Source organism: Staphylococcus simulans (genome assembly GCF_047037175.1).
Classification (GTDB): domain Bacteria; phylum Bacillota; class Bacilli; order Staphylococcales; family Staphylococcaceae; genus Staphylococcus; species Staphylococcus simulans_C.
The window spans coordinates 1,864,426-1,886,598 of sequence record NZ_CP178241.1 but is presented as its reverse complement, the minus strand read 5'-3'; the positions used below and the strand labels follow the sequence as shown (position 1 = coordinate 1,886,598).

The 22,173-nt window shown below is 37.9% G+C and carries 20 protein-coding genes, 2 pseudogenes and 1 riboswitch; of the genes and pseudogenes, 12 read left to right on the top strand and 10 right to left on the bottom strand.

The window, feature by feature from the left end:
* Positions 1 to 121: 121 nt before the first annotated feature.
* Positions 122 to 1,531, top strand: a complete 1,410-nt coding sequence (locus ACFCT9_RS09140; RefSeq protein WP_412518759.1) for a sodium:solute symporter family protein — start codon at positions 122 to 124, stop codon at positions 1,529 to 1,531.
* Entirely contained in the window at positions 1,509 to 2,642 is a 1,134-nt protein-coding gene (locus tag ACFCT9_RS09135) for a M24 family metallopeptidase (RefSeq protein WP_412518757.1), read from the top strand. Before ACFCT9_RS09140 ends, ACFCT9_RS09135 begins: the two co-directional genes overlap by 23 nt.
* 69 nt (positions 2,643 to 2,711) lie before the next feature.
* Here the strand turns inward: ACFCT9_RS09135 and ACFCT9_RS09130 are convergent, their stop codons facing one another.
* The 3 genes from ACFCT9_RS09130 to ACFCT9_RS09120 form a co-directional block, all read right to left on the bottom strand.
* Complete coding sequence (locus ACFCT9_RS09130; RefSeq protein ID WP_412518756.1) at positions 2,712 to 2,927, bottom strand: hypothetical protein; 216 nt, start codon at positions 2,925 to 2,927, stop codon at positions 2,712 to 2,714.
* A gap of 58 nt (positions 2,928 to 2,985) precedes the next feature.
* Positions 2,986 to 4,167 carry a YbfB/YjiJ family MFS transporter gene (locus ACFCT9_RS09125; RefSeq protein ID WP_412518754.1) on the bottom strand — a complete coding sequence of 394 codons (1,182 nt, stop codon included), beginning with the start codon at positions 4,165 to 4,167 and terminating at the stop codon, positions 2,986 to 2,988.
* A 173-nt stretch (positions 4,168 to 4,340) separates the two neighbouring features.
* Positions 4,341 to 4,481 carry a hypothetical protein gene (locus ACFCT9_RS09120; protein ID WP_412518752.1) on the bottom strand — a complete coding sequence of 47 codons (141 nt, stop codon included), beginning with the start codon at positions 4,479 to 4,481 and terminating at the stop codon, positions 4,341 to 4,343.
* A 189-nt stretch (positions 4,482 to 4,670) separates the two neighbouring features.
* Between ACFCT9_RS09120 and ACFCT9_RS09115 the strand changes: the two genes are divergently transcribed.
* Entirely contained in the window at positions 4,671 to 5,750 is a 1,080-nt protein-coding gene (locus ACFCT9_RS09115; protein ID WP_412518751.1) for an aldo/keto reductase, read from the top strand.
* A gap of 184 nt (positions 5,751 to 5,934) precedes the next feature.
* Positions 5,935 to 6,423 (top strand): DUF4064 domain-containing protein, encoded by a 489-nt coding sequence (locus tag ACFCT9_RS09110; protein ID WP_412518749.1) that lies wholly within the window; start codon positions 5,935 to 5,937, stop codon positions 6,421 to 6,423.
* A gap of 65 nt (positions 6,424 to 6,488) precedes the next feature.
* On the opposite strand, the gene ACFCT9_RS09105 is transcribed toward ACFCT9_RS09110, so the two are convergent.
* Both ACFCT9_RS09105 and ACFCT9_RS09100 read right to left on the bottom strand, forming a co-directional pair.
* Complete coding sequence (locus ACFCT9_RS09105; RefSeq protein WP_412518748.1) at positions 6,489 to 6,911, bottom strand: hypothetical protein; 423 nt, start codon at positions 6,909 to 6,911, stop codon at positions 6,489 to 6,491.
* 198 nt (positions 6,912 to 7,109) lie between these two features.
* Positions 7,110 to 7,295 carry a hypothetical protein gene (locus ACFCT9_RS09100; protein WP_002480125.1) on the bottom strand — a complete coding sequence of 62 codons (186 nt, stop codon included), beginning with the start codon at positions 7,293 to 7,295 and terminating at the stop codon, positions 7,110 to 7,112.
* Positions 7,296 to 7,385: 90 nt separating this feature from the next.
* Between ACFCT9_RS09100 and ACFCT9_RS09095 the strand changes: the two genes are divergently transcribed.
* The 4 genes and pseudogenes from ACFCT9_RS09095 to ACFCT9_RS09080 all read left to right on the top strand — a co-directional run bounded on the left by ACFCT9_RS09095 (position 7,386) and on the right by ACFCT9_RS09080 (position 13,743).
* Positions 7,386 to 9,431, top strand: coding sequence for a Mur ligase family protein (locus ACFCT9_RS09095; protein ID WP_412518747.1), 2,046 nt, complete (start codon positions 7,386 to 7,388; stop codon positions 9,429 to 9,431).
* 303 nt (positions 9,432 to 9,734) lie between these two features.
* Positions 9,735 to 11,687, top strand: a pseudogene (locus ACFCT9_RS09090) (Ig-like domain-containing protein); the annotation flags it as partial.
* A gap of 246 nt (positions 11,688 to 11,933) precedes the next feature.
* Positions 11,934 to 12,056, top strand: a pseudogene (locus tag ACFCT9_RS09085) (LPXTG cell wall anchor domain-containing protein); the annotation flags it as partial.
* 70 nt (positions 12,057 to 12,126) lie between these two features.
* Positions 12,127 to 13,743 (top strand): poly(glycerol-phosphate) alpha-glucosyltransferase, encoded by a 1,617-nt coding sequence (locus ACFCT9_RS09080; protein WP_412518745.1) that lies wholly within the window; start codon positions 12,127 to 12,129, stop codon positions 13,741 to 13,743.
* Between the two features lie 50 nt (positions 13,744 to 13,793).
* Here ACFCT9_RS09080 and ACFCT9_RS09075 read toward each other — a convergent pair whose 3' ends face one another.
* From ACFCT9_RS09075 to ACFCT9_RS09060, 4 genes are all read right to left on the bottom strand, one after another.
* A complete protein-coding gene (locus ACFCT9_RS09075) occupies positions 13,794 to 13,979 on the bottom strand; it encodes a helix-turn-helix transcriptional regulator (RefSeq protein ID WP_002480121.1) in 186 nt (61 codons plus the stop codon).
* A gap of 376 nt (positions 13,980 to 14,355) precedes the next feature.
* Positions 14,356 to 14,688 carry a hypothetical protein gene (locus tag ACFCT9_RS09070; RefSeq protein ID WP_412518743.1) on the bottom strand — a complete coding sequence of 111 codons (333 nt, stop codon included), beginning with the start codon at positions 14,686 to 14,688 and terminating at the stop codon, positions 14,356 to 14,358.
* Between the two features lie 114 nt (positions 14,689 to 14,802).
* Positions 14,803 to 16,107 carry an LLM class flavin-dependent oxidoreductase gene (locus ACFCT9_RS09065; protein ID WP_412518742.1) on the bottom strand — a complete coding sequence of 435 codons (1,305 nt, stop codon included), beginning with the start codon at positions 16,105 to 16,107 and terminating at the stop codon, positions 14,803 to 14,805.
* Positions 16,108 to 16,138: 31 nt separating this feature from the next.
* Positions 16,139 to 16,891 (bottom strand): 3-oxoacyl-ACP reductase, encoded by a 753-nt coding sequence (locus ACFCT9_RS09060; protein ID WP_412518740.1) that lies wholly within the window; start codon positions 16,889 to 16,891, stop codon positions 16,139 to 16,141.
* A 114-nt stretch (positions 16,892 to 17,005) separates the two neighbouring features.
* Positions 17,006 to 17,107, bottom strand: a riboswitch (TPP riboswitch).
* A gap of 150 nt (positions 17,108 to 17,257) precedes the next feature.
* Here ACFCT9_RS09060 and ACFCT9_RS09055 point away from each other — a divergent pair.
* From ACFCT9_RS09055 to ACFCT9_RS09045, 3 genes are all read left to right on the top strand, one after another.
* Positions 17,258 to 17,572 carry a hypothetical protein gene (locus ACFCT9_RS09055; protein WP_412518738.1) on the top strand — a complete coding sequence of 105 codons (315 nt, stop codon included), beginning with the start codon at positions 17,258 to 17,260 and terminating at the stop codon, positions 17,570 to 17,572.
* Positions 17,573 to 17,746: 174 nt separating this feature from the next.
* On the top strand, positions 17,747 to 19,162 hold the full coding sequence (locus ACFCT9_RS09050) for a YfcC family protein (protein WP_412518736.1): 1,416 nt from the start codon (positions 17,747 to 17,749) through the stop codon (positions 19,160 to 19,162).
* Between the two features lie 281 nt (positions 19,163 to 19,443).
* The gene (locus ACFCT9_RS09045) at positions 19,444 to 20,307 is read left to right on the top strand and encodes a phytoene/squalene synthase family protein (RefSeq protein WP_412518734.1); all 864 of its coding nucleotides are present in this window, start codon (positions 19,444 to 19,446) and stop codon (positions 20,305 to 20,307) included.
* 90 nt (positions 20,308 to 20,397) lie between these two features.
* Here ACFCT9_RS09045 and ACFCT9_RS09040 read toward each other — a convergent pair whose 3' ends face one another.
* On the bottom strand, positions 20,398 to 20,823 hold the full coding sequence (locus ACFCT9_RS09040) for a pyridoxamine 5'-phosphate oxidase family protein (protein WP_412518732.1): 426 nt from the start codon (positions 20,821 to 20,823) through the stop codon (positions 20,398 to 20,400).
* Positions 20,824 to 20,950: 127 nt separating this feature from the next.
* On the opposite strand from ACFCT9_RS09040, the gene ACFCT9_RS09035 reads away from it, so the two are divergent.
* A complete protein-coding gene (locus tag ACFCT9_RS09035) occupies positions 20,951 to 22,117 on the top strand; it encodes a glycerate kinase (RefSeq protein WP_412518731.1) in 1,167 nt (388 codons plus the stop codon).
* The last annotated feature ends 56 nt before the right edge of the window (positions 22,118 to 22,173 follow it).

The following is a 22,173-nucleotide window of genomic DNA, read 5'->3' as shown; positions in this document are numbered from 1 at the left end:
AAAATATCAGAATAATTAGATTGTTGTTACTATTGTTTTATTTTTGTGATAAAATTAACCTTTATTCTTAAACTAATCGTTGAAAAACGGTTAGTTTTTTTAATAAGGGGAGGGGATTCTTATGGGCTTTTCAACGGAACCAATTTTAATCTGGTTCGTCATTGGTTATGGCGTGTTGATGGTTGCATTAGGATTTGTTTATTCAAAGAAAGTAGAAAACAATGAGGATTTTATTCTTGCAGGTAAATCTTTAGGTCCAGTGGTGTTAATGGGGACACTGCTTGCGACGTGGGTAGGAAGCGGTTCTGTCACAGGGGGACAGAACTCATTAGCATACAGCTTCGGTTTATGGCCAGCAGTAGGTTATGCCATTCCAAGTGTCATTGGGATTGGGACCATTTATATTATCAGTTCCAAAGTTAGGAACTACGGCAAATATACAGTCGCAGAAATTTTAGAAATGAAGTATGGTAAAGTTGCGAGTTACTTCGCCGCAATTATCATTATTTTAGCGTTTGTCGGCATAGTCTCTTATCAATATCAAGGTTTAGGTTATGTCTTGCATGTCTCTACAGGGATTTCAGTAGAACTGGGTACAATTATTGCCGCAGTAATTATCATTTTGCTTGCGACAATGGGCGGTTTAATGTCCGTTGCGCCGACAGATGCGGTCAGTGCCTTCTTAATTACCATTGCGTTGATTATCGCAGTGCCCGTTGCGATTGCGATAGGCGGGGGCTGGGATAATATTGTCGCGCATGTGCCAAAGACACATTTGAAACCGATGGGCACATTAAGTTTTGTTCAAATTCTCGGTTTCTATATTCCAATGTTGTTCTTACTATTAGCTGATCAAAACATTTATCAACGTTTGGCATCGTCACGTGATAATAAAGTCACACGTATCGGTACAATTGGTTGGGTTGTCGGTTTATTGATTGTGACACCTTTAATTTCATTACTCGCGTTTATTTCGCGTTCATTATTTCCGAAAATTGAACCAGGTATGGCATTGATAGCTTTAACGAGTCAACTGCCGATTGTGATTGGCGGTATTTTAATTGCGGCGTTAACGGCGTTTATTACAACGACAGGCAACTCTTATTTATTATCTGCCGCAACAAGTGTACTTTATGACTTGTTCGGGGATAACTTTAAGTATAAGTATGAAAGCAAAATGTTATTGATGACAAGAATTCTCGTACCGATTTTAGGTGTGATCGCATTCTTATTAACCATGTATTTCCCATCTGTACTTTCTGTACAAATGTACGCATACACCGTTTACGGTGCAGGGATTACGCCAGCCTTATTAGCTGTATTCATTTATCCGAAAGTGACGAAAGCAGGCGGTCTTGCTTCGATGGCAGTCGGCTTAATTACAACATTGATATGGGAATTCGGTTTTGTTCAAAGTACAGGCATTAACTCAGCATTAATTTCAGTACCACTTGCGATTATTGTATTAGTGGTCGTGACATTATTTACTTCTAAAGGAGGCAAACAACGTGAACTTGAAACAACGTCTTGATGCATTCAGAACAACGATGAAACAACAAGACATCGATTTAAGTATTGTGATGAATTTTGAAAATCAAATGTATTTTACAGGGTTTAAAGCTGTGATTTATTCACGTCCGATTATCTTATTTATTTCCCAGGAAAACATTGAAGTGATTGCGCCGAAACTAGAAGAAGCGCACTTCAGAGATAAAACAGGGATTCAAGACATTTATACGTATACGGAAATTCCAGTTTCAGAAGCTATTCCGACACAGTATCAAACAGTCTTTAACGACTTATTAGAGAAACACCAATCAGCTGAAACTATCGGGATTGAAACAGGCTTCTTGCCAACCCAATTCTATTTAGATATTGTGAATCATGCGTTTAAAGTGAAAGATATCGGTCAAGCATTGGTAGACCAACGCACGTATAAATACGAAGATGAACAACAAGCAATCAGAGAAAGCGGAGAGATTGTCAGTCAAGCTGTCGCACAAACGATTGAACATACGAAAGCGGGTCTGACTGAAATGGATATTGATAATTTCGGAAACAGTTACTTATTCGACACGATTTCTCAAAATTATCCGGATGCAGAATTTGGGTTCTTTGTGATGTCACCTTCTGGCATCAAACGTTCTACGATGCCGCATACCTTCTCTAACACGAAACCGATTGAACAAGGCGATGTTATTGTTCATAGTCGTCAATTAGAGTTGAATGGCTATCGTGCGGAATGTGAACGGACTTTCTTTGTCGGTGAACCGAATGAGGAACAACGCCGTGCGTTTAATGCGATGGTTGAAGCGCATAAAGCTGCGTTAGATTTCATTGAAGTCGGTGCAACCGCAAATGCGGTTGATCAAGTGGCGCGAACGATTCTTGAAGCGGAAGGCTATGGGGACTACATCAGTCATCGTACAGGACATGGTATCGGTATTGGTCAACATGAAGAACCCTCATTACGTTTTGATAATGATTTAGAATTAAAAGAAGGCATGGTTTTCTGTGTCGAACCAGGTATTTATATTCCAGGTGTTGGGGGTTTCAGACATTCTGATACAGTCATCTTGAAGAAAGAAGGCACAGAAGTCGTAACGGACTATCCGCATGATTTGGAAGATTTAATTAAATAGATACATCAGCAACACATTATAAAAAACCTGTGCGATCATTTGATGGCACAGGTTTTTTATCTTTAATCATTATTTGCTTCTTTCTCTTAATAATAGACCAAGTAGTGAAAATGAAAAGACCGCAAAGACAATATTCATAATTGATAAGACTTCAATAATGACGATGTCTTTACCTAAACGTTCAAACGCTCTGTTTTGAAGTTCTTGGTCTGTCGTGAAGCTGTCTTCGCTTACACGTGGATCTTCAGTTAAATCTTCTTTCATTCTGCTTTTTACAAAAGGCATAGTAACATCCTCCTTTGTTAGTAGTTACATTCCCTTTGCACAAAAGACCAAACTTAACCTATTGCATAGCGTCTTTGTTTAAAGCACGATAACTGATCCAACTGCTGATTAACCCGATGATTAATATCACAGTCGCAAACAGTAATGCCGCATTATAATTACCTGAATCTCCAATCAGATAACCAGAAACAAAGGGGGCAATCATTTGACCAATACTGTAAATGACAGTTAATGTCGCGATGAAGTTAGACTTGCCGCCTGTCTGAAGCATCAACATTTGTCCTTTAGACATAAAGAGTGTTGTGAGTCCTAAGAATGTACTGCCGAAGATGAGTGAACTGATAATCAAACTAACGATATGGTGTGAAAATACAGGCAAAGCGACACTGATAATTTGTAATCCAAACGCCATATAAGTAGCTTTACTATAATCCATTTTCTCCGCAATCATTGACCAAACAACCGTAGAAGGAATGGCACCTAAGCCGACAAACATCCAACTTAATGCTGCGTATTCAGAGAAAGCAGGAATGGATTTGATAATTGCGACTAAGAATGTACCAGTAATAATATAGCCGGCCCCTTCACAGAAATAAGCAATAGAAAACCACCGCATAAAGGTTTTATTGAGACGGAAGGATGTCTTAGATTCGTTGTCATGGTGGGGTTCAACTGTAATTTCTGGGTTCTCGCGCATAAAGAGAATCACGAGTAAACTGAGTGCGAGTGAAAAGATTCCAAGAATAATCCAAGTCATTTTCCATGAGTTGACGTCTGTATAAAAGAAGACGAAAATACTACTTGAAAAGAGTCCGATTCCAACAGCGCTGTACAATAATCCTGAAATCCCTTCTTTGTGTGCTTGTCTTAAAGCTTCTAACACCACATTAGAGGCTAAAACAAAAACAGTTCCACTTGTGATTCCAGCAATTAAACGGAGGACAGACCATAACACGAAGTTTGACGTAAAGCCCATAAAAATAGTAGAAAGTACATTCAATATGAGATAAATCTTCACATCAACGACTTTACTTTTAATAATCCAAAACATCGGAATAATGGCACCGATTAAGTAACCGAGATAGTTAATCGTCGCGAGCAGTCCAGCGCCTTTACCATCCATATGCTCTGCTTGCTGCATAAACGGTAGGATTGGTGTGTAGGCGAAGCGACCGATGGCCATTACGATAAATAACGATGCCATCCCGAGTAATAACTGACGATGTGCGTGTTGTGACATGGCATTCACCCCTGAATTGTGATAGATGACCTCATTATACGCCTCGATATAAATTAATAATAATGATGATTAGTGATAGTTACTATAAGTAAAAGTTATCATAATAAAAAAACAGACCACTTTCGATTGAAAGCAGTCTATCTATAGGCAAATAAGTGGGTTAATCCACTTTATTATTTATTATCGTCTTTTTTCTCGTCTTTTTTGTCTCCGCCTAATTGATCTTTAGCGAATTCTTTACCTTTTTCAACGTACTCATCTTTATGTTCGTTTAAGTGATCTTGGCCTTTTTTCTTAATATCATCAAAGTTCATAATCAAATTCCTCCTTAAAAATTAAGTACAGTTATGTGTTACCCCGCGTATGACATCCGAAACATCCCACACATAATTTTTTTGATTCAGTAGGTAGAATCCATTTTATTTATTGATGTGACAGGTTAGATTTAAAAGCCTTCTGAACAGGGAATTATACTTGTAAGCTTTAAAAGGAGGAGAAAGATCATGGATTATACAACGTTAGGTAATTCTGGACTAGTTGTTTCAAAATATGCGTTAGGTTCTGTTCCGTTCTCCGCAACGAATGGGTTTGAAAATGCGGGCGGTATCACAGAAAAAGAAGCCGCATACTTTATAGACTATGCTTTAGAACAAGGGATTAACCATTTTGACACCGCAAACCTATATGCGAAAGGTGATGCAGAACGCGCATTAGGCAAAGCAATCAGACATCATAGAGATGAAATGGTCATCAGTACGAAGACAGGATTCCCTTATAATGAAATCGCAAATAATATAGGGGCATCTCGCTTGAATATTGAGCGTTCGATTGATCATTCATTGAAACGCTTAGGCACGGATTATGTTGATTTGTATTATATTCATACATGGGATGGACAAGTGCCGGTTGAAGAAACGATTCAAACGATGAATGATTTGATTCGAAAAGGTAAAATTCGCTATTGGGGTGTGTCTAACTATAGCGGTTGGAATTTAGCTAAGACTTATACCGTCGCGGTAGAAAATAATATGGCACCGCCGATAGCCCAACAAATTTACTACACACCTGAGTCGAGAGAAGCGGAATATGAATTGTTGCCTGCAGGTACAGAACTGGGTGTCGGCAACAGTATTTGGTCACCATTAGGTGAAGGATTACTGACGGGTAAAATAACGCGTGATAAAAAAGGTGAACCGAACACACGTCAAGGTGACGGTTGGGCTGAACCTTATGTCAAAGACCATGAGGTATTCTATCGCTTAATTGAACGCGTACAAGAAATCGCGCAAGCGCACAATGCGACCGTCCCTCAAGTCATCTTAGCGTGGTTAAGAGAACGTCCAAACGTAGATTCAATGGTGCTTGCGGCACGTAATCAAGCACAATTAAAAGAAAATATCGCATCTTATAATTTGAAACTAACGAAAGAAGAACATCAACTGATTACAGATTTAACACAGCCCCAACCGATCTATCCGTTATGGCATCGTGCGATGAATTCAGCAGCACGTGGTTCTAATGCTGAAAAAGTTTATTTAGAAGAATATAACCGTTTAATGAAAAACAGTGATACGTTACTATAATCTAGTGAATTACAGCTATTTGAAAAAGTATTTAAAAAACAAACATTTATATTTATTAAAAGTGTAAAAAATGTTTGAGATTTTAAGTAGACTATGGACGTATAACTGATGTATTAGTATACTAATGATAATTGTAAGCTTATAAAATTTTTAACAATAATTTGCATATAGGGGAGGGTTTCAAATGATTAAACGAACTGGTGAACATGTCTTAACATGGATTGGTGTCGGTATTACTGCATTAATTGTCTTGATGGTTGCGTTAATGGTGCCATTAATGCAAAGTGAAGAATTCATGACAGGTATGCAACAAAGTGAAGCGGGATTAACAGCTGATGAAATTACGCAAGCTACTGCAGGGTTCCAAGTTTTAGGAACTTTCGTGCTAGTCGGTAACGTAATTGCAGGTATTCTAGCAATTGTCGGCGGTATCTTTATTAGTAAGAAAGCAAAAGCAGCTGCGATTTTATTATTAATTGCAGGTATCGTGTCATTACTATGCAACTGGGTTTCAGCTATTCTTTGGATTATCGCATCTATCATGTTATTCAGCAGAAAACCAAAAGCACCATCATTAACACAAGATGGTTACTATAACTATGATCAAGCGAATGAACTCGCTCAAGAACGTACACATGAACGTACGAAAGAAGAAGATCCTTATAAATATTAAGGATAGCAATATTTAAGCCGTCTCACATCGAGGCGGCTTTTTTTATGTGATGTGAGAAACAATGATTATCGCTTTTGATACCATAAATTTTTCTCGAAACGCAGGATAAATACGATTAAGAAGATAAAGATAGTGTGTCCTAACATCCAAAAGGCATAGTCTATCCAATAAAATTGGTAGGTTGGATCAATAGACCAATTGATAAGGGAGAGGTAAATCACGCCGAATAAGACAATGATAATTAAGATACCAGCAGGATAAACGTAAGAATCACGGATGGCTTGAAAGACGATATAAATCATTGTGGTGAAAATGATATGTATCATAAATTTAAGCCCAAAGCTTGCGTTATGAAAACCTGGCACAAAATCCATGTTTAATAATAAACTTGCGAGATGATGGGTATAAAATAAATCAGTCAAGCTGAATAAACCGAATAAAAAGACGGATAAAATTAAAATGGATATTGTGTGGTACAGTACTTTCATTTTTGACGCCATCCTTTATAGAGAGGTATGTTAACTTTGAGCGTATCATATTTAAGTGAATCATACATAAAGAACTCACTTGATTAAATGTGTACAACATTAAAAGTAAGTGGCGAAGCGACTGCTTTCCTGTATGACGGCACACATTAATTTTAGATTATGATATAGTAGCGTTAATTATTGATACGTATCCAATTTTTAGAAAAAGAAGTGGAGTAAACGATAGAGCGCAAGTCCTAATACTACTAATAGAACAATAAGTCTGGGTTTGGTGAAGAGTACACTTCTTTTTGGTTTTTCCTCTTTATCAGGATCATAATTTCTTAATTCTTCTTCAATTTCTTGGTTAATTTCATCTAGACTTTTATCTTTCTCAGTCGTCATTGCTGTAAGCCTCCTGTAAATTGTTTAGATTATCTATACAATAAACCATAAGGCTAAGCCAATGCAAAACTAAAATTTTCGGAGGTCATCATGTATACATTAGAAACGATTGCACAAATCTTAGATACAGAACTACTTGATGCACAAGGAAAGGAACAAAATAAGATTGATGATTTTGAATATCAAATGCTGCATGTACATTCAAAATCGACCGCATTTATATCAATCAGTGAGACATCATGGAAACAATATTTAAAGAAATCTAAAGTCATGAAAGATGGCAATGCACAAATTCCACAAGATGTTTCAGAAATTGGTTTAATCATCACAGAAACTTATGTAGAAGACTTAAAACACCAAATTCCGCAAATTGTAGTAAAGAATGCGATTAAAGCTATGAAGCGATTGGCTTTACATATTAGAAAACATTATCACAACCCAGTCATTGCACTGACAGGTTCAATGGGGAAAAGTTCGACACGTTTAATGTTAAGTGCAGCGTTGCAACCTTATCAAGTTCAACAAAACAGAGGGAACAGTAACACACGCAGTGCGATTTATTTGCATATGTGCAAGTTAGCTTCTAACCCAGATATTGCGGTGTTTGAAACGTCTTTAAATGCACTCAATAACCGTGGTAATATGGCAGAAGTATTGAAACCGCAGATTGCGATTGTGACAGGCATTGGTTCTGCTCACTTATCTACGATTGGTTCAACAGAAGAAATTGTTGCGTTCAAATCAAGAATCTTTGCGGGATTAAATCAAGAGGGTATTGCGATTTATAATGGTGACACGCTTCATCAAGATAAACTGAAACAAGCAGCATCTACCTATACTAAACATGTATATTGCTATAGCACGAAAGATGCTACAGCTGATACTTATACGACACAAATCAAGCCTGTAAAAAAAGCAGTAGAAGTGACCACAAATGATGGTTACCAGTTCGAAGTACCTTCGGTCAGTAAAGGTATGGTTGAAAATGCATTGGCAGTATTACTGACTTTGAAACATTTAGGTGTGGATGTATCGCATCAGTTGAAACAGTTAGCACAAACACAGCTCTTTAAAAAAGTTTTAGAATTTAGACCTGTAAAAAGTAAAAATGAGGAAGCGACTGTTTTAGATGATACACATAATGCCTCCTTACCAGCCATGTTGAATGCGATTGATGCGTTTAATTCACAGGCACCTTTCTTTAAAGGACATAAGGTGATTGCGTTAGGTCAAATCAGTGATTTAGGTGAACAAACAGACCGTGTGCATGCAGAACTTGTGCCGGATTTAGAACAGTCGGAAGCGGATTATATTTTGTGTATGGATCAACCATTACGTAAAGTCGTGAATAAAGTGAAGGGTAAGCACATCACTTGGTACCATAATAAAGATTTGATGTTGAAGGATTTATGTTATTTGATTAATCAAGATGCTTTAGTGTTGATGAAATCATCAGTCACGCAAACGGAATTTCCTAAAGTGGCAAGTCAACTTCAAAATGCTTTGCTTCATTATGAAAGGTCGGGAAAAGATGGGAAGCATTTTGAAGCGGCAGTACGTCAAGGACGTGCATATCTCATTTATAATTTAGAAACGAATCAGATTGAAACTCAATCTAATCGGTATGGTTCAGCCACAATTGAAGGATTAGCGCCTATTATTTATTATCTAGATGCGAAGCAACGAAAGGCTAAAAATGATACGATTACGCTGAAACAATGGCCGACGAACAATCAAACGTATTACGAAGGTATGAAGATCTCATGGGATGAGCTCGTTGAGGCAATGACAGATACGCCGCATCCATCACTGGTATATCAGTTAGCGCACGAATTGTATCCAACGCACCAAGCAAGGAAGCATTATGTTCAACAACTCATAAAAGAATTAAAATTGTCTGACTCTGTTGCGATTAATTTAACAGGACGTTTTAGAATGAAAGAACGACAAACCTTTAGTGTTGATGATTTACTTGCGCTATGGGTTTATGGACAAAACCAACTCTTTGATAATGCGAAGAAAGGCGTGGTGATTGGTGAGTATGGGCGTCATGGAATATTGAAAATAGATCATAGCGTCATCATTTTCACAGGATTTGAAAGTGATGACGCAGCAAAAGCATATGTAACATCATAAGTCTGAGGGTAACTTTGTCTGAGGTTAGCCTCAGACTTTTTATTAATTAATTGAACTTAATTGGATTAAAAACTTTGAATCGTGGTAAAAACATACTACTTTTAAAATAATTTTCAGGAAATCTATAAAAATAAACGAAGTCTATATTAATTAAAAACCTATTAACCGTATACGATTAATAAAAATAAATAAAATGTGACTAAAATTTAAAGATTTCGCCAAATTAACCTAAAAATGTTTATTTGTTGTGTAAATGTGTAAGAGTAAAGGGGTAAGACCTTATAAAAATGTAGGAGGGATTTCTTGAATAATCAAGACTTTTTTAACAAACGTAATCGTTATTCAATTCGTAAAATCACAGTAGGGGCAGCCTCGGTTATTGTAGGGGCAACATTATTTGCGAATGCGAATGACGCACAAGCCGCAGAAAATACCACAAGCGGTGAGACGACGACAGTATCAACATCACAAGAACAAACTCCATCAACTGACACGCAAACTCAAAGCACAACGACAAATGCGACAAACGCAACACAGGATCAAACACCTGCAAAAGACACATCAACAACTAGCACGACTAACACAACTGCGAATCAAACAATAGCAGGGGAACAACCATCTGCAGATTCTACCCAACAGTCGACAGATACGACTACACCAAAAGCAGATGCACCATCAACAACTGATACGAAAGCACCAACGAATGATACAACAACAGATACAAATGCAACAAGTCAAAATACGCCAGTTGAAACACAAGCACCAAAAGCAGATACGCAAACTAATACAAATACATCAAATACGACTTCAACTGAGCCGAAAACAACTGAAACAAATGCTAACCAAACAGTTGATAAACCAACATCAACAACAAACACAACAACGCAACAAGATGCACAACCAGCACAAGATACTGCATTGAACGCATCTACACCTGTAGCGCCAGTTGAGGCACCAACAACAGATGCAACAGGAACAAATACAACTGGAGACACAGTTGCACAAAATACGACAACACCAACGAATGATACAACAACACAACAAGCGCAATCTGTTTCACCACAACAAGATGCACAATCAACTGCGCAAGCACCAGTTTCAAATACACAACAACCAGCATATGATCCAAATGCTGCACAATTAACTGATGCTAATGCGCCTGCATCTGCAACAGTAGGTGACACTTCAACTACAGCTGATCCGACAAACTTGAATAAATCAGTACAAGATTATTCAAATCAAAAAGACGGTTCTCAAGCACTTGCGACAACATCAAATACTACTGCAGCACGTTCATTAGAACAACCGACTCAAGAAGGTACAGCACAAACTTATGCGTTAGCACAAGCTGCACCAACAGGTAACAATGTTGACGGTGATGTGACTGCTTCAAATATTCAAATCAGTCCGAATACAATTGAAGCAAACGATAGTCAATCAACAAACATGTCAGCAGATTTAACAATTGCGGACAGTGTAAAAGCTGGAGATTACTTCAATGTTCAATTCCCTGAGTACTTGAACTATTATGGTAACAGTACACCAGGAAGTACTAAAATTCCTGACTTGATGAATGGAACTGAAGTTGTCGCAACAGGTGAGTTCAATCCAGATTCGAACTCATTAACATACACTTTCTCTGATTATGTTGACACTCACGACAACGTAACAGGAAGCTTTGAAATCCCATTATATGCGGATAGACAAAATGCGCCAACAAGCGGCACATACCCAGTACAAACAACAGTGGCTGGCGAAGCATATAACACTGATGTTGATATCAATTACAGAACTTCAGATTCGCCATATCCATCAAACGTAGATGGCTTTATCACTACAACTGATAAAAATACTGGTGATTACAGACAAATTGTATACGTAAACCCACAAGGTAAAGAAGCGTATAACACTAAAGTGAACTTATACAATTACTGGCCTAATACTGCTGACGGCACACCTGCACAAAGTTCAGCACAATTAAACCCAGATGTGACAAACTTCAAGATTTATGAAGTTAGAAATGGTGAACAACTGAACCCAAGTTTCTACGTTGATGAAAGCAATCCTAATTTGGTAGACGTTACAAATAATCCAGATGCGATTTACAACTTCAACCCACAATATTCAGTAGATGAAAATGGTGGACAAGTGCTATCACTAGATTTCCAAGACCTAACTTCAAACGGAAGTCGCTACATTATTGTTTTAGATAGCGTGGCTCAAGACGGCTCACGTGAAGAAATCAAAACAAGATCAGAAATGATTTCAGATGCGACAAATGATGGTCAAGGTCACACTTACTACACATGGGATAACTACAATACTTATAATAGTGGTTCTGGTGATGCAGGCGGTGACGACACTGACGCAGATGCAGATGCCGACGCCGACGCCGACGCAGACGCCGATGCTGATTCAGATTATCCATTTGAACCAAATGAACCGGGTAATCCAGACGAACCAGGACAAGGAGTTACACATGGGGAACATCAAGGTCATGGCGATAAAGCATTACCTGATACAGGTGAAGAGAATAATAAACAAGCTACATTATTTGGTGGCTTATTCGCAGCATTAGGTTCTGCATTATTATTCGGACGCCGTAAGAAAGATAAAGAACAATAATTCTATTTAAATAGTGGGCTGGACATTGTTTCGGCCCACTTATACATATTAAATGAGAAGGGGCTTGGATATGACAATTAGCAACGAGATTGAACAAGTACTACAAAAAGCAGATCAACAATTACTAGGAAAAGATTATGTGTTTGTTAGTTTAGGTAACCCTAATATGAAAGCTGTTGTAAAATTGATTAAACAGTCACGCAACCTTAAAAGAGATATTGTGAAGTTTTATGAGCAGTTTAAGAAAAAAGCAGGTAAGTATCCAAAATGGGTTAAAATTGATTTTGTTTATCGTACGAAAGAAGTTGTCTTTGAAGAAGTTAAAAGAGATTTAGAAGAAACACGCCGTAATTACATTGATTATGGAATCGTTTATGATAAAAACTGGAATTTAGCTTTCATGGCAGAGGAAATTAATATCAATGCGTTTGTCAGACCCACTAAAGATAAAAAAGCGTTCTTTTTATCTGAAGATAATATCAATAACTATTTGAAGAAATATACGAAACATCAACAGTTCTATCGTCATCAAGACTACATGGGTAAACCGATTAAAAAGTTTTATACGAAAGGTTATTTTATTGAAAACCATGAGATTTATGAATTAGCTGCAGAAGGTCGTGAAAAGGGATTACGTCATGTCGAAGATTTGACACAAGAAATTGATAAGATGTTAGAAACATCGACAAGCTATCTTGCGAATGAACTACAACCTAGCGGTCAATTTATCTATGGCTACTTTCCACACTTCGATAAGAAAATCAGTTTCTATAATAACTTGAGACATGCATCTTCAACATATGCATTGATGGAAGGATTACATTATTTAAATAAAGATATTAGTGTTGCTGAAAAAGCGATTGATTATTTAATTGATAACTACTTATACAAACAAGGAGAAGTCGCACATATTTTTGATGACACAAAAAATATTAATGAAATCAAGTTGGGGCAAAATGCGGCTTTTGTCTTTACGGTTTGTGAGTACTTGAAAATCAAACCAGGCAACCAAAAGTATTTAGAAGCTGCACAACAAGTTGCTGAAGGGATAGTTTCAATGATTGATAATGAAACGGCTGAAACGGTCCATGTTTTACAGTATCCAAGCCTGGATGTTAAAGAAAAGTTCCGTGTTATTTATTATGATGGGGAAGCTGCGTTAGGTTTATTACGACTATATCAAATCGATCAAAATGAGAAATGGTTAGAAACTGTACGTCATATGTTTGAAAGATTCATTTCACTCAGCTATTGGAAAAACCATGACCATTGGTTAGGATATTGTACAAATGAATTGATTCAAATTGCGCCTGAAGCAAAATATATAGAATTTGGGATTCGAAACGTTTCTAGTTATTTAGATTATATTCATAACCGTATTACAACCTTCCCAACATTCATGGAGATGTTGATGGCCACGTATCATATTGTACGTAAAGCAAGAGAAAAAGGATTTGGAGAACTTGTAGACCGATTGATTAATGTAGATGATTTAATGACAACCATTCATAAGCGTGCAGATTATCAACGTACAGGTTATTTCTATCCAGAACTAGCGATGTACTTTAAAAATCCACAACGTATTCTTGGTTCATTCTTTATCAAACACCATGGTTATCGTGTGCGTATTGATGATATCGAACATTATATTTCAGGTTATGTCCAATACCAAAAAGTCTTTAAATAACCACATATTAATAGGCTATGAACGCATTTGTGATGTTCATAGCCTATTTATTATGAAAATAATTCATCTACTGTCACTTTAAACTGTTTAGCGATTTTAAAAGCTAAGCTTAAAGAAGGATCATATTTATTATTTTCAATCGCATTTATCGTTTGTCTTGAAACATTGACACTTTTACTCAGTGCTTCTTGAGACATACCGTTTTGTTTACGATACAATTTTATTTTGTTTTTCATGACTCTCAACCTTTATAGGTGTATTTTCGTTTAACAGCAAAATAATTTATCAAAAGGAACAAGAATATAACAATTAATATAATTATCTCAGGATACTTCAACATGAATTCAAATCTAGGTTGATTCGAGGTAAAAAATTTGAAGAATAGCCCAACCAATAAAAAGTATACCGTGCTGATTAAAGTTCTTGAGAAAATTTCATGATACATACGTACTTGTCGTTCATCAAAACGTTTATCTTTTTGTTTAACACCGGTTACGCTTGAAGGTAGGTACTTTGTGGTGAAAACTGACCATAATGTAGTCAGGACTCCAAAACTTATAAATACGATTACCTTTGTAAGTATCAATGTAAAAACTCCTTTGTGTGATTAAATTATGAGTATTTTCGTTTAACAGCTTGATAGTTATAAATCAAAGTGCTGACTGTTATAACTAGAAAGACAGTTTCAGGATATTTTGAGATAAAACTATGTGCACTGACTAGCCCTAACGTACGATTTAGAAAGGCGAAAGTAATAATAAGGATGGTAATGATAAAAGTCTTTGCGAGTACTTCTAAAATAATTTTAGTTTGACGTTCGTCATAATGAGACTCAGTTTGAACATCTACTGCTTCTGAAGGCATATAATTTTTCAAAAAACCTCTCCAAGCAAATGCGAAAGCAACTAAAGTCATTAAAGGGATGACAAATTTTAATACTATCATGATGAACCTCCCTGAATGTAAAGTTTATTTGACATTTTTAGAATACTGCTGTGTTTAAATAATGTCAAGTATGTTTTACATTTGGTATAAAAAAACAGAGCCTAATGGCCCTGTTTATATTCCTAAATGCTCCTTAAACGTATGTCCCTCATATGCTGTTCTATAAAGTCCGCGTCTTTGTAGTTCAGGAACTATAAGATTAACGAAGTCGTCTAAGCTATCTGGTAATGTAGGCGGCATTAAGTTGAAACCATCTGCTACACCTTCATGGAACCAGTGTTCCATTTCATCTACAATTTCTTCTGGTGTGCCAATGAGTGTTAAATGACCGCCACCAGCATTTAAGTATCCCAGTAATTCTCGAACGGTTGGGTCTGTGTCTCTAATAATTTCAAGGACTGTTTCATAACGCCCGACGGGTCCAGTAAATTCGGAGACAGGCGGTAGTTCAGGTACTTTGTCATCTAAGTCCCAATTATGACAATCTTGTTGAACAAAGAAGCTTAATTGATTGAGTGCTGTTTCAATCGGCAACTGCTTATCAAGCGTTGCTTTCTTTTCTAAGGCTTTGTCATGTGTTTCTGCGACATAAGTGACGAGGCCAGGGAAGACTTTAAGATTGCGGTCAGTCTTACCTGTACGTTTGATTTCATCATCTAAGCGTTGTCTGAACTGCTTAGCTTGTTTGAGATTCCAAGAGACCGAGTAGACTGCATCTGCATATTTGACTGCCAATGCCACACCTTGTTTAGATGCGCCTGCCTGCATCGCAACCGGCTTACCTTGCGGACTGGCCGGTGTTGAGAGCGGTCCACGAACTTGGAAGTGTTCACCTTGATGGTTGAAAGGTTCTATAGCTTTAGCGTCAATCAACTGATTATGTTTACGGTCGTGTTTGAAGGCACTGGTTTGCCATGATTCAAAAAGTTGATTCATGACTTTCGCAAACTCATCTGCTTTCTTATAGCGATTCGCATGATCAGGCAGACCTTCCATACTATGATTTTGTGCTTCAATTTCTGTCATAGATGTCACTAAATTCCAACCGACACGCCCGCCAGTAATATGGTCTAAACTTAACAGCTGACGTGCTGCACTATATGGATTAGAGAACGTACTAGAAATCGTTGACACTAATCCCACATGTTTTGTGACTTGAGAAATCGCAGTTAAGTTGACGATAGGGTCAAACCAGAACGCGGGCATGGTTGTGTCGTGGTTTGCGGGGAAAGATTGATTATCCGCAAAGAATACTGCATCAAAGTAACCACGTTCTGCGATTTGTGCTAATTGTTGATAATATTCAATGGTGCCGATGCGTTCAACACTTGAATCAGGCATCAGCCATGCGGCTTGATGATGGCCGCATCCATATAATAATACGCCGATGTGCAGTTGTTTCTCTTTCTGCATAGGCATGTCATTCACCTCTTATTTAGTCATTCTTAAATTAGTTCATAGTCAATCCGCCATCAACAGTGATGTTTTGGCCTGTAATGCCGTCTGCTTGTTCTGAAACAAGATAGGCAACCATATTGGCGACATCTTGCGGTGTTGTTACTTTGCGTAATGGCGTACTTTGCGCAATTAAGTCAAAGACTTCCGGTGTGGTTACTGAACTTGCATCAGTGGTTTTAAGCAATCCGCCGGACACGACATTCGCATTAATCCCATATTGGCCAAGTTCTGCTGCGATGTTACGCGTGAAACCGATTAATGCTGCTTTAGCTGTTGTATATTCGTGATAAGGTACAACAGGATTTTGGTATAGATTGGTACCAATAGAAACGACACTGCCACGTTGGTTTTCAATAAATTGAGGTACGACACTTTGTACGACATTAAATGCTGCTTTTAGTGTACCGTCGATTTGATTTTGATAGTCTGACCAATCCATATCTTTAAATGCTTTTTGTGTTGTCGGGTCAAACTTGAAACCAACTAATGCATTGTTGACCACACCATCAATGCGACCGAACACTTCAGTACCTTCCTTGACTAAGCGCTCAACAGCTTCACGATCAGTGACGTCTGCTTGAATTGCGATAGCACGCTGATTATCAATATCCTGAGCCAATGCTTCTGCTGCTGCTTTACTTTGGTTATAGTTAATAATTACATTAAAGCCTTGTTCACCTAGTGTACGGCTGATGACAGCACCTAAGCCGCGTCCACCGCCTGTAACTAAAATTGTTCTTGCCATTTAAATCGCCCCTTTAGTTAAATTCAGACATAAAAAAACACACAACCTGTATCAGCTGTGCGGATTAGAGCGAGATAGAAAGTATAGACTTAGACATGCTGCACCATACTTTCTTGATATGTACTCACACTTTCCTACGCTAGTTTCAGCTAGATCAGGTTCAAAGGGTCTGAAGCCATGCTTCATCTCAGTTAAAAAACGCCCCTAGTGCATTTATAATTGTCATTAACTTTAATCTATCGACTTTGTAGAAGCAAGTCAAGGCAAGCCTATGAGAAAGGATTTAGTGAAAATGCAACGTGAGACATGTTATGATAAATAAGAATACAAATTACAGGGTCTCCCTACAGAATTGGAGTGAATTGTATGTTCTGGTTAGGCATGTCATTCCCTTTATTAGCCATTATTTTCATTGTCTTTTCCGTACGTGAAGAAAAGAAACGTAAATTGAAAAAACAAGAAAAAGAAGCTAGATGGGAAGCGCAAAAGCAACAAGAAGCAAAAGCGCAAGAAGAACAAGACGCGGCGACAACACAAGAAACAAAACAACAGCCGCAAGATGTTAAAGCACTTGAACAAAAACAAGAACATCAAGAAGTAACAGCTGAGGAAGAAGCACAGCGTGTTGAAGCAAAAGCAGCAGCGCATGCGCCGCACGAAGATGATAAACCTTCTTCATAACTCAATATAATAAATGAAAGCTGACCGAAAATATAATCGGTCAGCTTTTTCACTGTAACTTTTTTGCAACCAGTACACATTGCTACAGAAATTTCTACGACTAATGTTTTGAAAATAGGCTATACTATACAAAATAAGAAAATTCAGATAATTATAAGTGGGAGAGGGATGTGTATGACAGAAAATACCAAGGGACAATCCAAAGATTCATCTTCTAAGTTTAAATTAAAAACGCCACATACGTATGCGTTATTGATGATGATTATCGCCATTGCTTGTGTCTTGACGTATGTGATTCCGGCAGGGGAATACAAACGTGTGGATAAAGGCGGACAAACATTAGTTGTACCCGGTTCTTATCACGGTATTGAACAACATGGGGTATCATTTTTAGATTTATTCCGTGCAGTACCTGAAGGCTTGTTGACAGGGGGAGAGATTGTCTTTTATATCTTTTTAGTCGGCGGTGCTTTTGGTATTGTACACAGAACCGGCGCATTTGAAAACGGGATTAATCAAGCGATTAAAACGTTAGGCTCATCGCGTATTTTAATGATTCCTTTTACGATGATCGTGTTTTCTATTTTAGGATTTTCAATCGGCTTAGCTGAAGAAACCATTATCTTTGTGCCGATTGGTGTGATTATTGCCAGAACATTAGGTTATGACGCCATGACAGGTGCAGCCATGGTTATTTTAGGTGCCGCAAGCGGCTTTATCGGAGGTATGTTGAATCCATTTACAGTCGGAGTTGCGCAAACAGTCGCAGAACTTCCAATGTTCTCAGGTTGGGGATTGCGTTCTATTATTTATCTATTTATTCTAGGGGCAGCTATCAGTGCTGTCATGCTGTATGCGAGAAAAGTAAAACGCAATCCAAAGAAAAGTGTGGTCTATGCCTTAGAACAAGAAGAAGGACAAAGTCATAAAGCGATCGAATATGAACGCTTTACGAAACGACAAGCTTTCGCCCTCGCAATTATTGCGTTAACCATTGTGTTTAATGTCTATGGTATCTTTCGTTATGAATGGTCATTCAATCAAATGAGTGCCAACTTTGTCTTAGCGGGACTACTTGCAGGCTTTGTGAGTGATTTAGGTATGAATGGCACGTTTGATGCCTTTATTGAAGGAATGAAAGATATTTTATTCGGTGCGATGATTGTTGGGTTTGCGAAAGGGATTGTCGTAATCTTAGAACAAGGCAAAATCATTGATTCAATCATTCATGGGATGACCACATTATTGAATGATGTACCTTCATCTGTGGTGATTATTGCGATGTTTATTTTCCAATTCTTCCTAAACTTCTTTATTCCGTCAGGCTCGGGACAAGCATTGACGACAATGCCTTTGATGGTGCCGATTTCAGATTTACTGGATATCAACCGCCAATTAACAGTCCTTGCATTCCAATATGGAGATTCAATCAGTAATGTATTGTTTCCGACTTCTGCCATATTAATGGGAGCACTGGCGGTGGCGAAAATTTCATATGTCCAGTGGTTAAAGTTCGCTTGGAAGATTATCTTATTGTGGGTTATTATCTGTGCGATAGCGATGTCCATCGCATTATTCGTCGGCTATTAGGAAATAGGTTGTTGATTCATATACTTACACTTAAATATGCGTGTCACGCCTTGTTGAATGCCTCAATTTTGAATAAAGCATGACGGAAAATGATGCAGGCTGAAAAATTTGAGGAAAACGGTAGGTTATTAAATGACTTTTGTGTGGTTTTCGCTTAACATGTAACACAAGTTTCAAATTAAATCATGTTTGGTTAACTGTATAACTTAATTCATTATTAAAATTTTAAATAGAGGGTAAGAGACTCTAGTAGGAATATTGACAACAAGGTGTGAAATGTTATGGAACAATTAATAAATGAAGATTATGAATACTGCAGAAAGATTATGGAAGCATACTCTAAGACTTTCTCTTACGCGTTTAATCGCCTGCCTGAACAAGAACGTAAAGCCGTCTGGGCGATTTATGCAGTATGTCGTATGATAGATGATAGTATAGATGAATATGAAGATCCGAAACGCTTAGATGCGCTTCGTGAAGATTTAGAACACATTTACAATGGTGATTCTGAAAATGTGAACTTTAATAGTAACGCATCTGTGATGCGTGCGTTTCGTCATACATTACAATCTTACTCCGTTCCATTACATGCCTTTAAAACACTAATGGATTATGTGGAAAGTGACTTAACGATGACTGCGTTAGAAACAGACAAGGATTTAGATGCCTATTGTTATGGCGTGGCAGGGACGATTGGCGAATTGCTGACACCTGTACTGGCTTATGAACAATATTATGAAACGGCAGATAAAGTAGGTATTGAACTTGGGAAAGCCCTGCAAATCACCAATATTTTACGTGATGTCGGTGAAGACTTTGAAAATGGCCGAGTTTACTTAAGCGCAGATCGTTTAAACGCATATGACGTTGACTTAAAGTCAGTGTATAAAGACGGTGTAACACAAAACTATATTGATTTATGGGAAAGTTACGCTAAAGATGCAGACGACATGTACAACAATGCATTAAGTCATTTGGATTACTTCCACGAAGAAGCACGTCCAATTATTGAAGTCGCGGCACAAGCGTATCGTGAAATTCTTGAAGTTGTGCGTAAAAAACATTACTCGCTGCATCAACGTGCGTATGTGAGTCGTTTGAAAAAAGGACAGATTTACCGTCGTGTCATGAAATCATATAAATAAACTTAATTAAAATGAGAAATATTAATAAATCCTAAATCAACCAGCATGCCTATTTCAACACGGCATGCTGGTTTTAGCTTGTCTATCCATTTAATTAAACTCTACATATTGCGGGCCATCTTCAGAATCGCTATTCATTAATTTAATAGATCTTGGCATAGCTCGGATGACACATAGTTTAGGGTCTTCTTTAGATTCAAAGAATGATTTATCTTGCTCATCCCAAATCCAATCTAAGACATCTGGATCTTCAGTCACTTCTAAATCTGCATAAATTTCTAAGAAACTATGATTTTTTGTATCGTCATAACCTAATAAAATATGCGCAACAGGGTTTTGTTTGATTTCTTCAATCTTCATTGAGTCCGTGCTTGTTTTCGTATATAAATCAAATTCTTGGTCATAGAAAATCATATAACGGCTATCTGGTTTATCTTCATAAGAAGTAGAAAGTACACCGATACGAGATGCTTTCATAATATCTTTAATTTTTTTCAGTACAACTTGTCTGTCCATGTTTTTCACCTCTCTTCTTAAATACCCGTATGTGAGGTTGCTAAATATTGTGTCAGGTATAACACGTACTTTAAGCATGTCTAAATTGTCGCTATAATGAAGAGGAAATAAGAAGGAGGCCTCATCTATGATTAAGAAAATTGTGATTGCGCCAGATTCATTTAAAGAAACGTTAACAGCGGCTGAAGCGGCACAAGCTATTGAGTCAGGACTGCGAGAAGTATTGCCTGAAACTATAATCTACGACAAAGTCCCCATGGCAGATGGCGGTGAAGGCACGATGCAGTCACTCCATGATGCCTTAGGCGGGATGATGATGCCTGTCAAAGCCACAGATGCATTAGGGCGCATCATAGATGCACAATATTCATACGTCGAACAAAGTAAAACAGCGATTATTGAACTCGCAGAGGCTTCTGGTTTAGAAGCGATTCAACCAACAGAACGTAATCCGCTTGTGACGTCCACATATGGGACAGGCCAATTGATATTAAGCGCATTAAATCAAGGAGCCGAAAAAATCATACTTGGTATTGGCGGCAGTGCGACGAATGATGGTGGAACAGGTATGATGAAAGCACTTGGCGCTACCTTTCTTGATGATAAAGGTGACAGCTTACCTGAAGGTGGCGCAGCCTTAGCGCATTTAGCGCAAATTGATAGATCGGGTATAGATACACGATTAAAAGATGTGACTTTTGAAGTGGTATGTGATGTAGATAATCCATTGCTTGGCACCAAGGGGGCAACACATACGTATGCGAAACAAAAAGGGGCTTCTCCTAAAGTTATTCAACAACTTGAAACAGCTTTAACACACTATAATCAAATCTTAACGGAAACCTTCCAACATGATTATGCCACTGTACCGGGTGCAGGTGCGGCAGGCGGGACAGGGATTGCGCTTGTGGCCTTTTTAGATGCTGAACTTTCACGCGGTATCGATATTGTGTTACAAGAAACGCGTCTTGAAGCACGTTTAAAAGAGGCGGATGTCTGTATAACCGGAGAAGGGAAAATAGATCAACAAACGATTTATGGTAAGACACCGATTGGCGTTGCGAAAACGGCGAAACAATTCGCTATTCCAGTTGTGGCGTTATGCGGTGTGACTGGAGAAGGATATGAAGCGGTTAAAGCCCATGGGATTGATTATGTATTCAGTGTGACAGGTTTAGATGACAGACCGGCAAATAGCCATCCTTCCATCAGTAAAACAGAAGCATTGGCACATCCGTATCATTATTTAAAAGCACTCGCACAAGAAGCGGCACAACGCCTTAATATGATGTAAGAACGTCCAAATTGCTGGACGTTCTTTTTTAAGGAATTGATGTTATATGTACTTTA

Coding starts and splice junctions, on each gene's coding strand:
- ACFCT9_RS09105 (WP_412518748.1), bottom strand. CDS start 6,911: ATGAAAGTACTGTACCACACAATATCCATTTTAATTTTATCCGTCTTT.
- ACFCT9_RS09045 (WP_412518734.1), top strand. CDS start 19,444: ATGGAACAATTAATAAATGAAGATTATGAATACTGCAGAAAGATTATG.
- ACFCT9_RS09140 (WP_412518759.1), top strand. CDS start 122: ATGGGCTTTTCAACGGAACCAATTTTAATCTGGTTCGTCATTGGTTAT.
- ACFCT9_RS09115 (WP_412518751.1), top strand. CDS start 4,671: ATGGATTATACAACGTTAGGTAATTCTGGACTAGTTGTTTCAAAATAT.
- ACFCT9_RS09125 (WP_412518754.1), bottom strand. CDS start 4,167: ATGTCACAACACGCACATCGTCAGTTATTACTCGGGATGGCATCGTTA.
- ACFCT9_RS09065 (WP_412518742.1), bottom strand. CDS start 16,107: ATGCCTATGCAGAAAGAGAAACAACTGCACATCGGCGTATTATTATAT.
- ACFCT9_RS09075 (WP_002480121.1), bottom strand. CDS start 13,979: ATGAAAAACAAAATAAAATTGTATCGTAAACAAAACGGTATGTCTCAA.
- ACFCT9_RS09070 (WP_412518743.1), bottom strand. CDS start 14,688: ATGATAGTATTAAAATTTGTCATCCCTTTAATGACTTTAGTTGCTTTC.
- ACFCT9_RS09100 (WP_002480125.1), bottom strand. CDS start 7,295: ATGACGACTGAGAAAGATAAAAGTCTAGATGAAATTAACCAAGAAATT.
- ACFCT9_RS09055 (WP_412518738.1), top strand. CDS start 17,258: ATGTTCTGGTTAGGCATGTCATTCCCTTTATTAGCCATTATTTTCATT.
- ACFCT9_RS09110 (WP_412518749.1), top strand. CDS start 5,935: ATGATTAAACGAACTGGTGAACATGTCTTAACATGGATTGGTGTCGGT.
- ACFCT9_RS09095 (WP_412518747.1), top strand. CDS start 7,386: ATGTATACATTAGAAACGATTGCACAAATCTTAGATACAGAACTACTT.
- ACFCT9_RS09080 (WP_412518745.1), top strand. CDS start 12,127: ATGACAATTAGCAACGAGATTGAACAAGTACTACAAAAAGCAGATCAA.
- ACFCT9_RS09040 (WP_412518732.1), bottom strand. CDS start 20,823: ATGGACAGACAAGTTGTACTGAAAAAAATTAAAGATATTATGAAAGCA.
- ACFCT9_RS09035 (WP_412518731.1), top strand. CDS start 20,951: ATGATTAAGAAAATTGTGATTGCGCCAGATTCATTTAAAGAAACGTTA.
- ACFCT9_RS09050 (WP_412518736.1), top strand. CDS start 17,747: ATGACAGAAAATACCAAGGGACAATCCAAAGATTCATCTTCTAAGTTT.
- ACFCT9_RS09060 (WP_412518740.1), bottom strand. CDS start 16,891: ATGGCAAGAACAATTTTAGTTACAGGCGGTGGACGCGGCTTAGGTGCT.
- ACFCT9_RS09120 (WP_412518752.1), bottom strand. CDS start 4,481: ATGAACTTTGATGATATTAAGAAAAAAGGCCAAGATCACTTAAACGAA.
- ACFCT9_RS09130 (WP_412518756.1), bottom strand. CDS start 2,927: ATGCCTTTTGTAAAAAGCAGAATGAAAGAAGATTTAACTGAAGATCCA.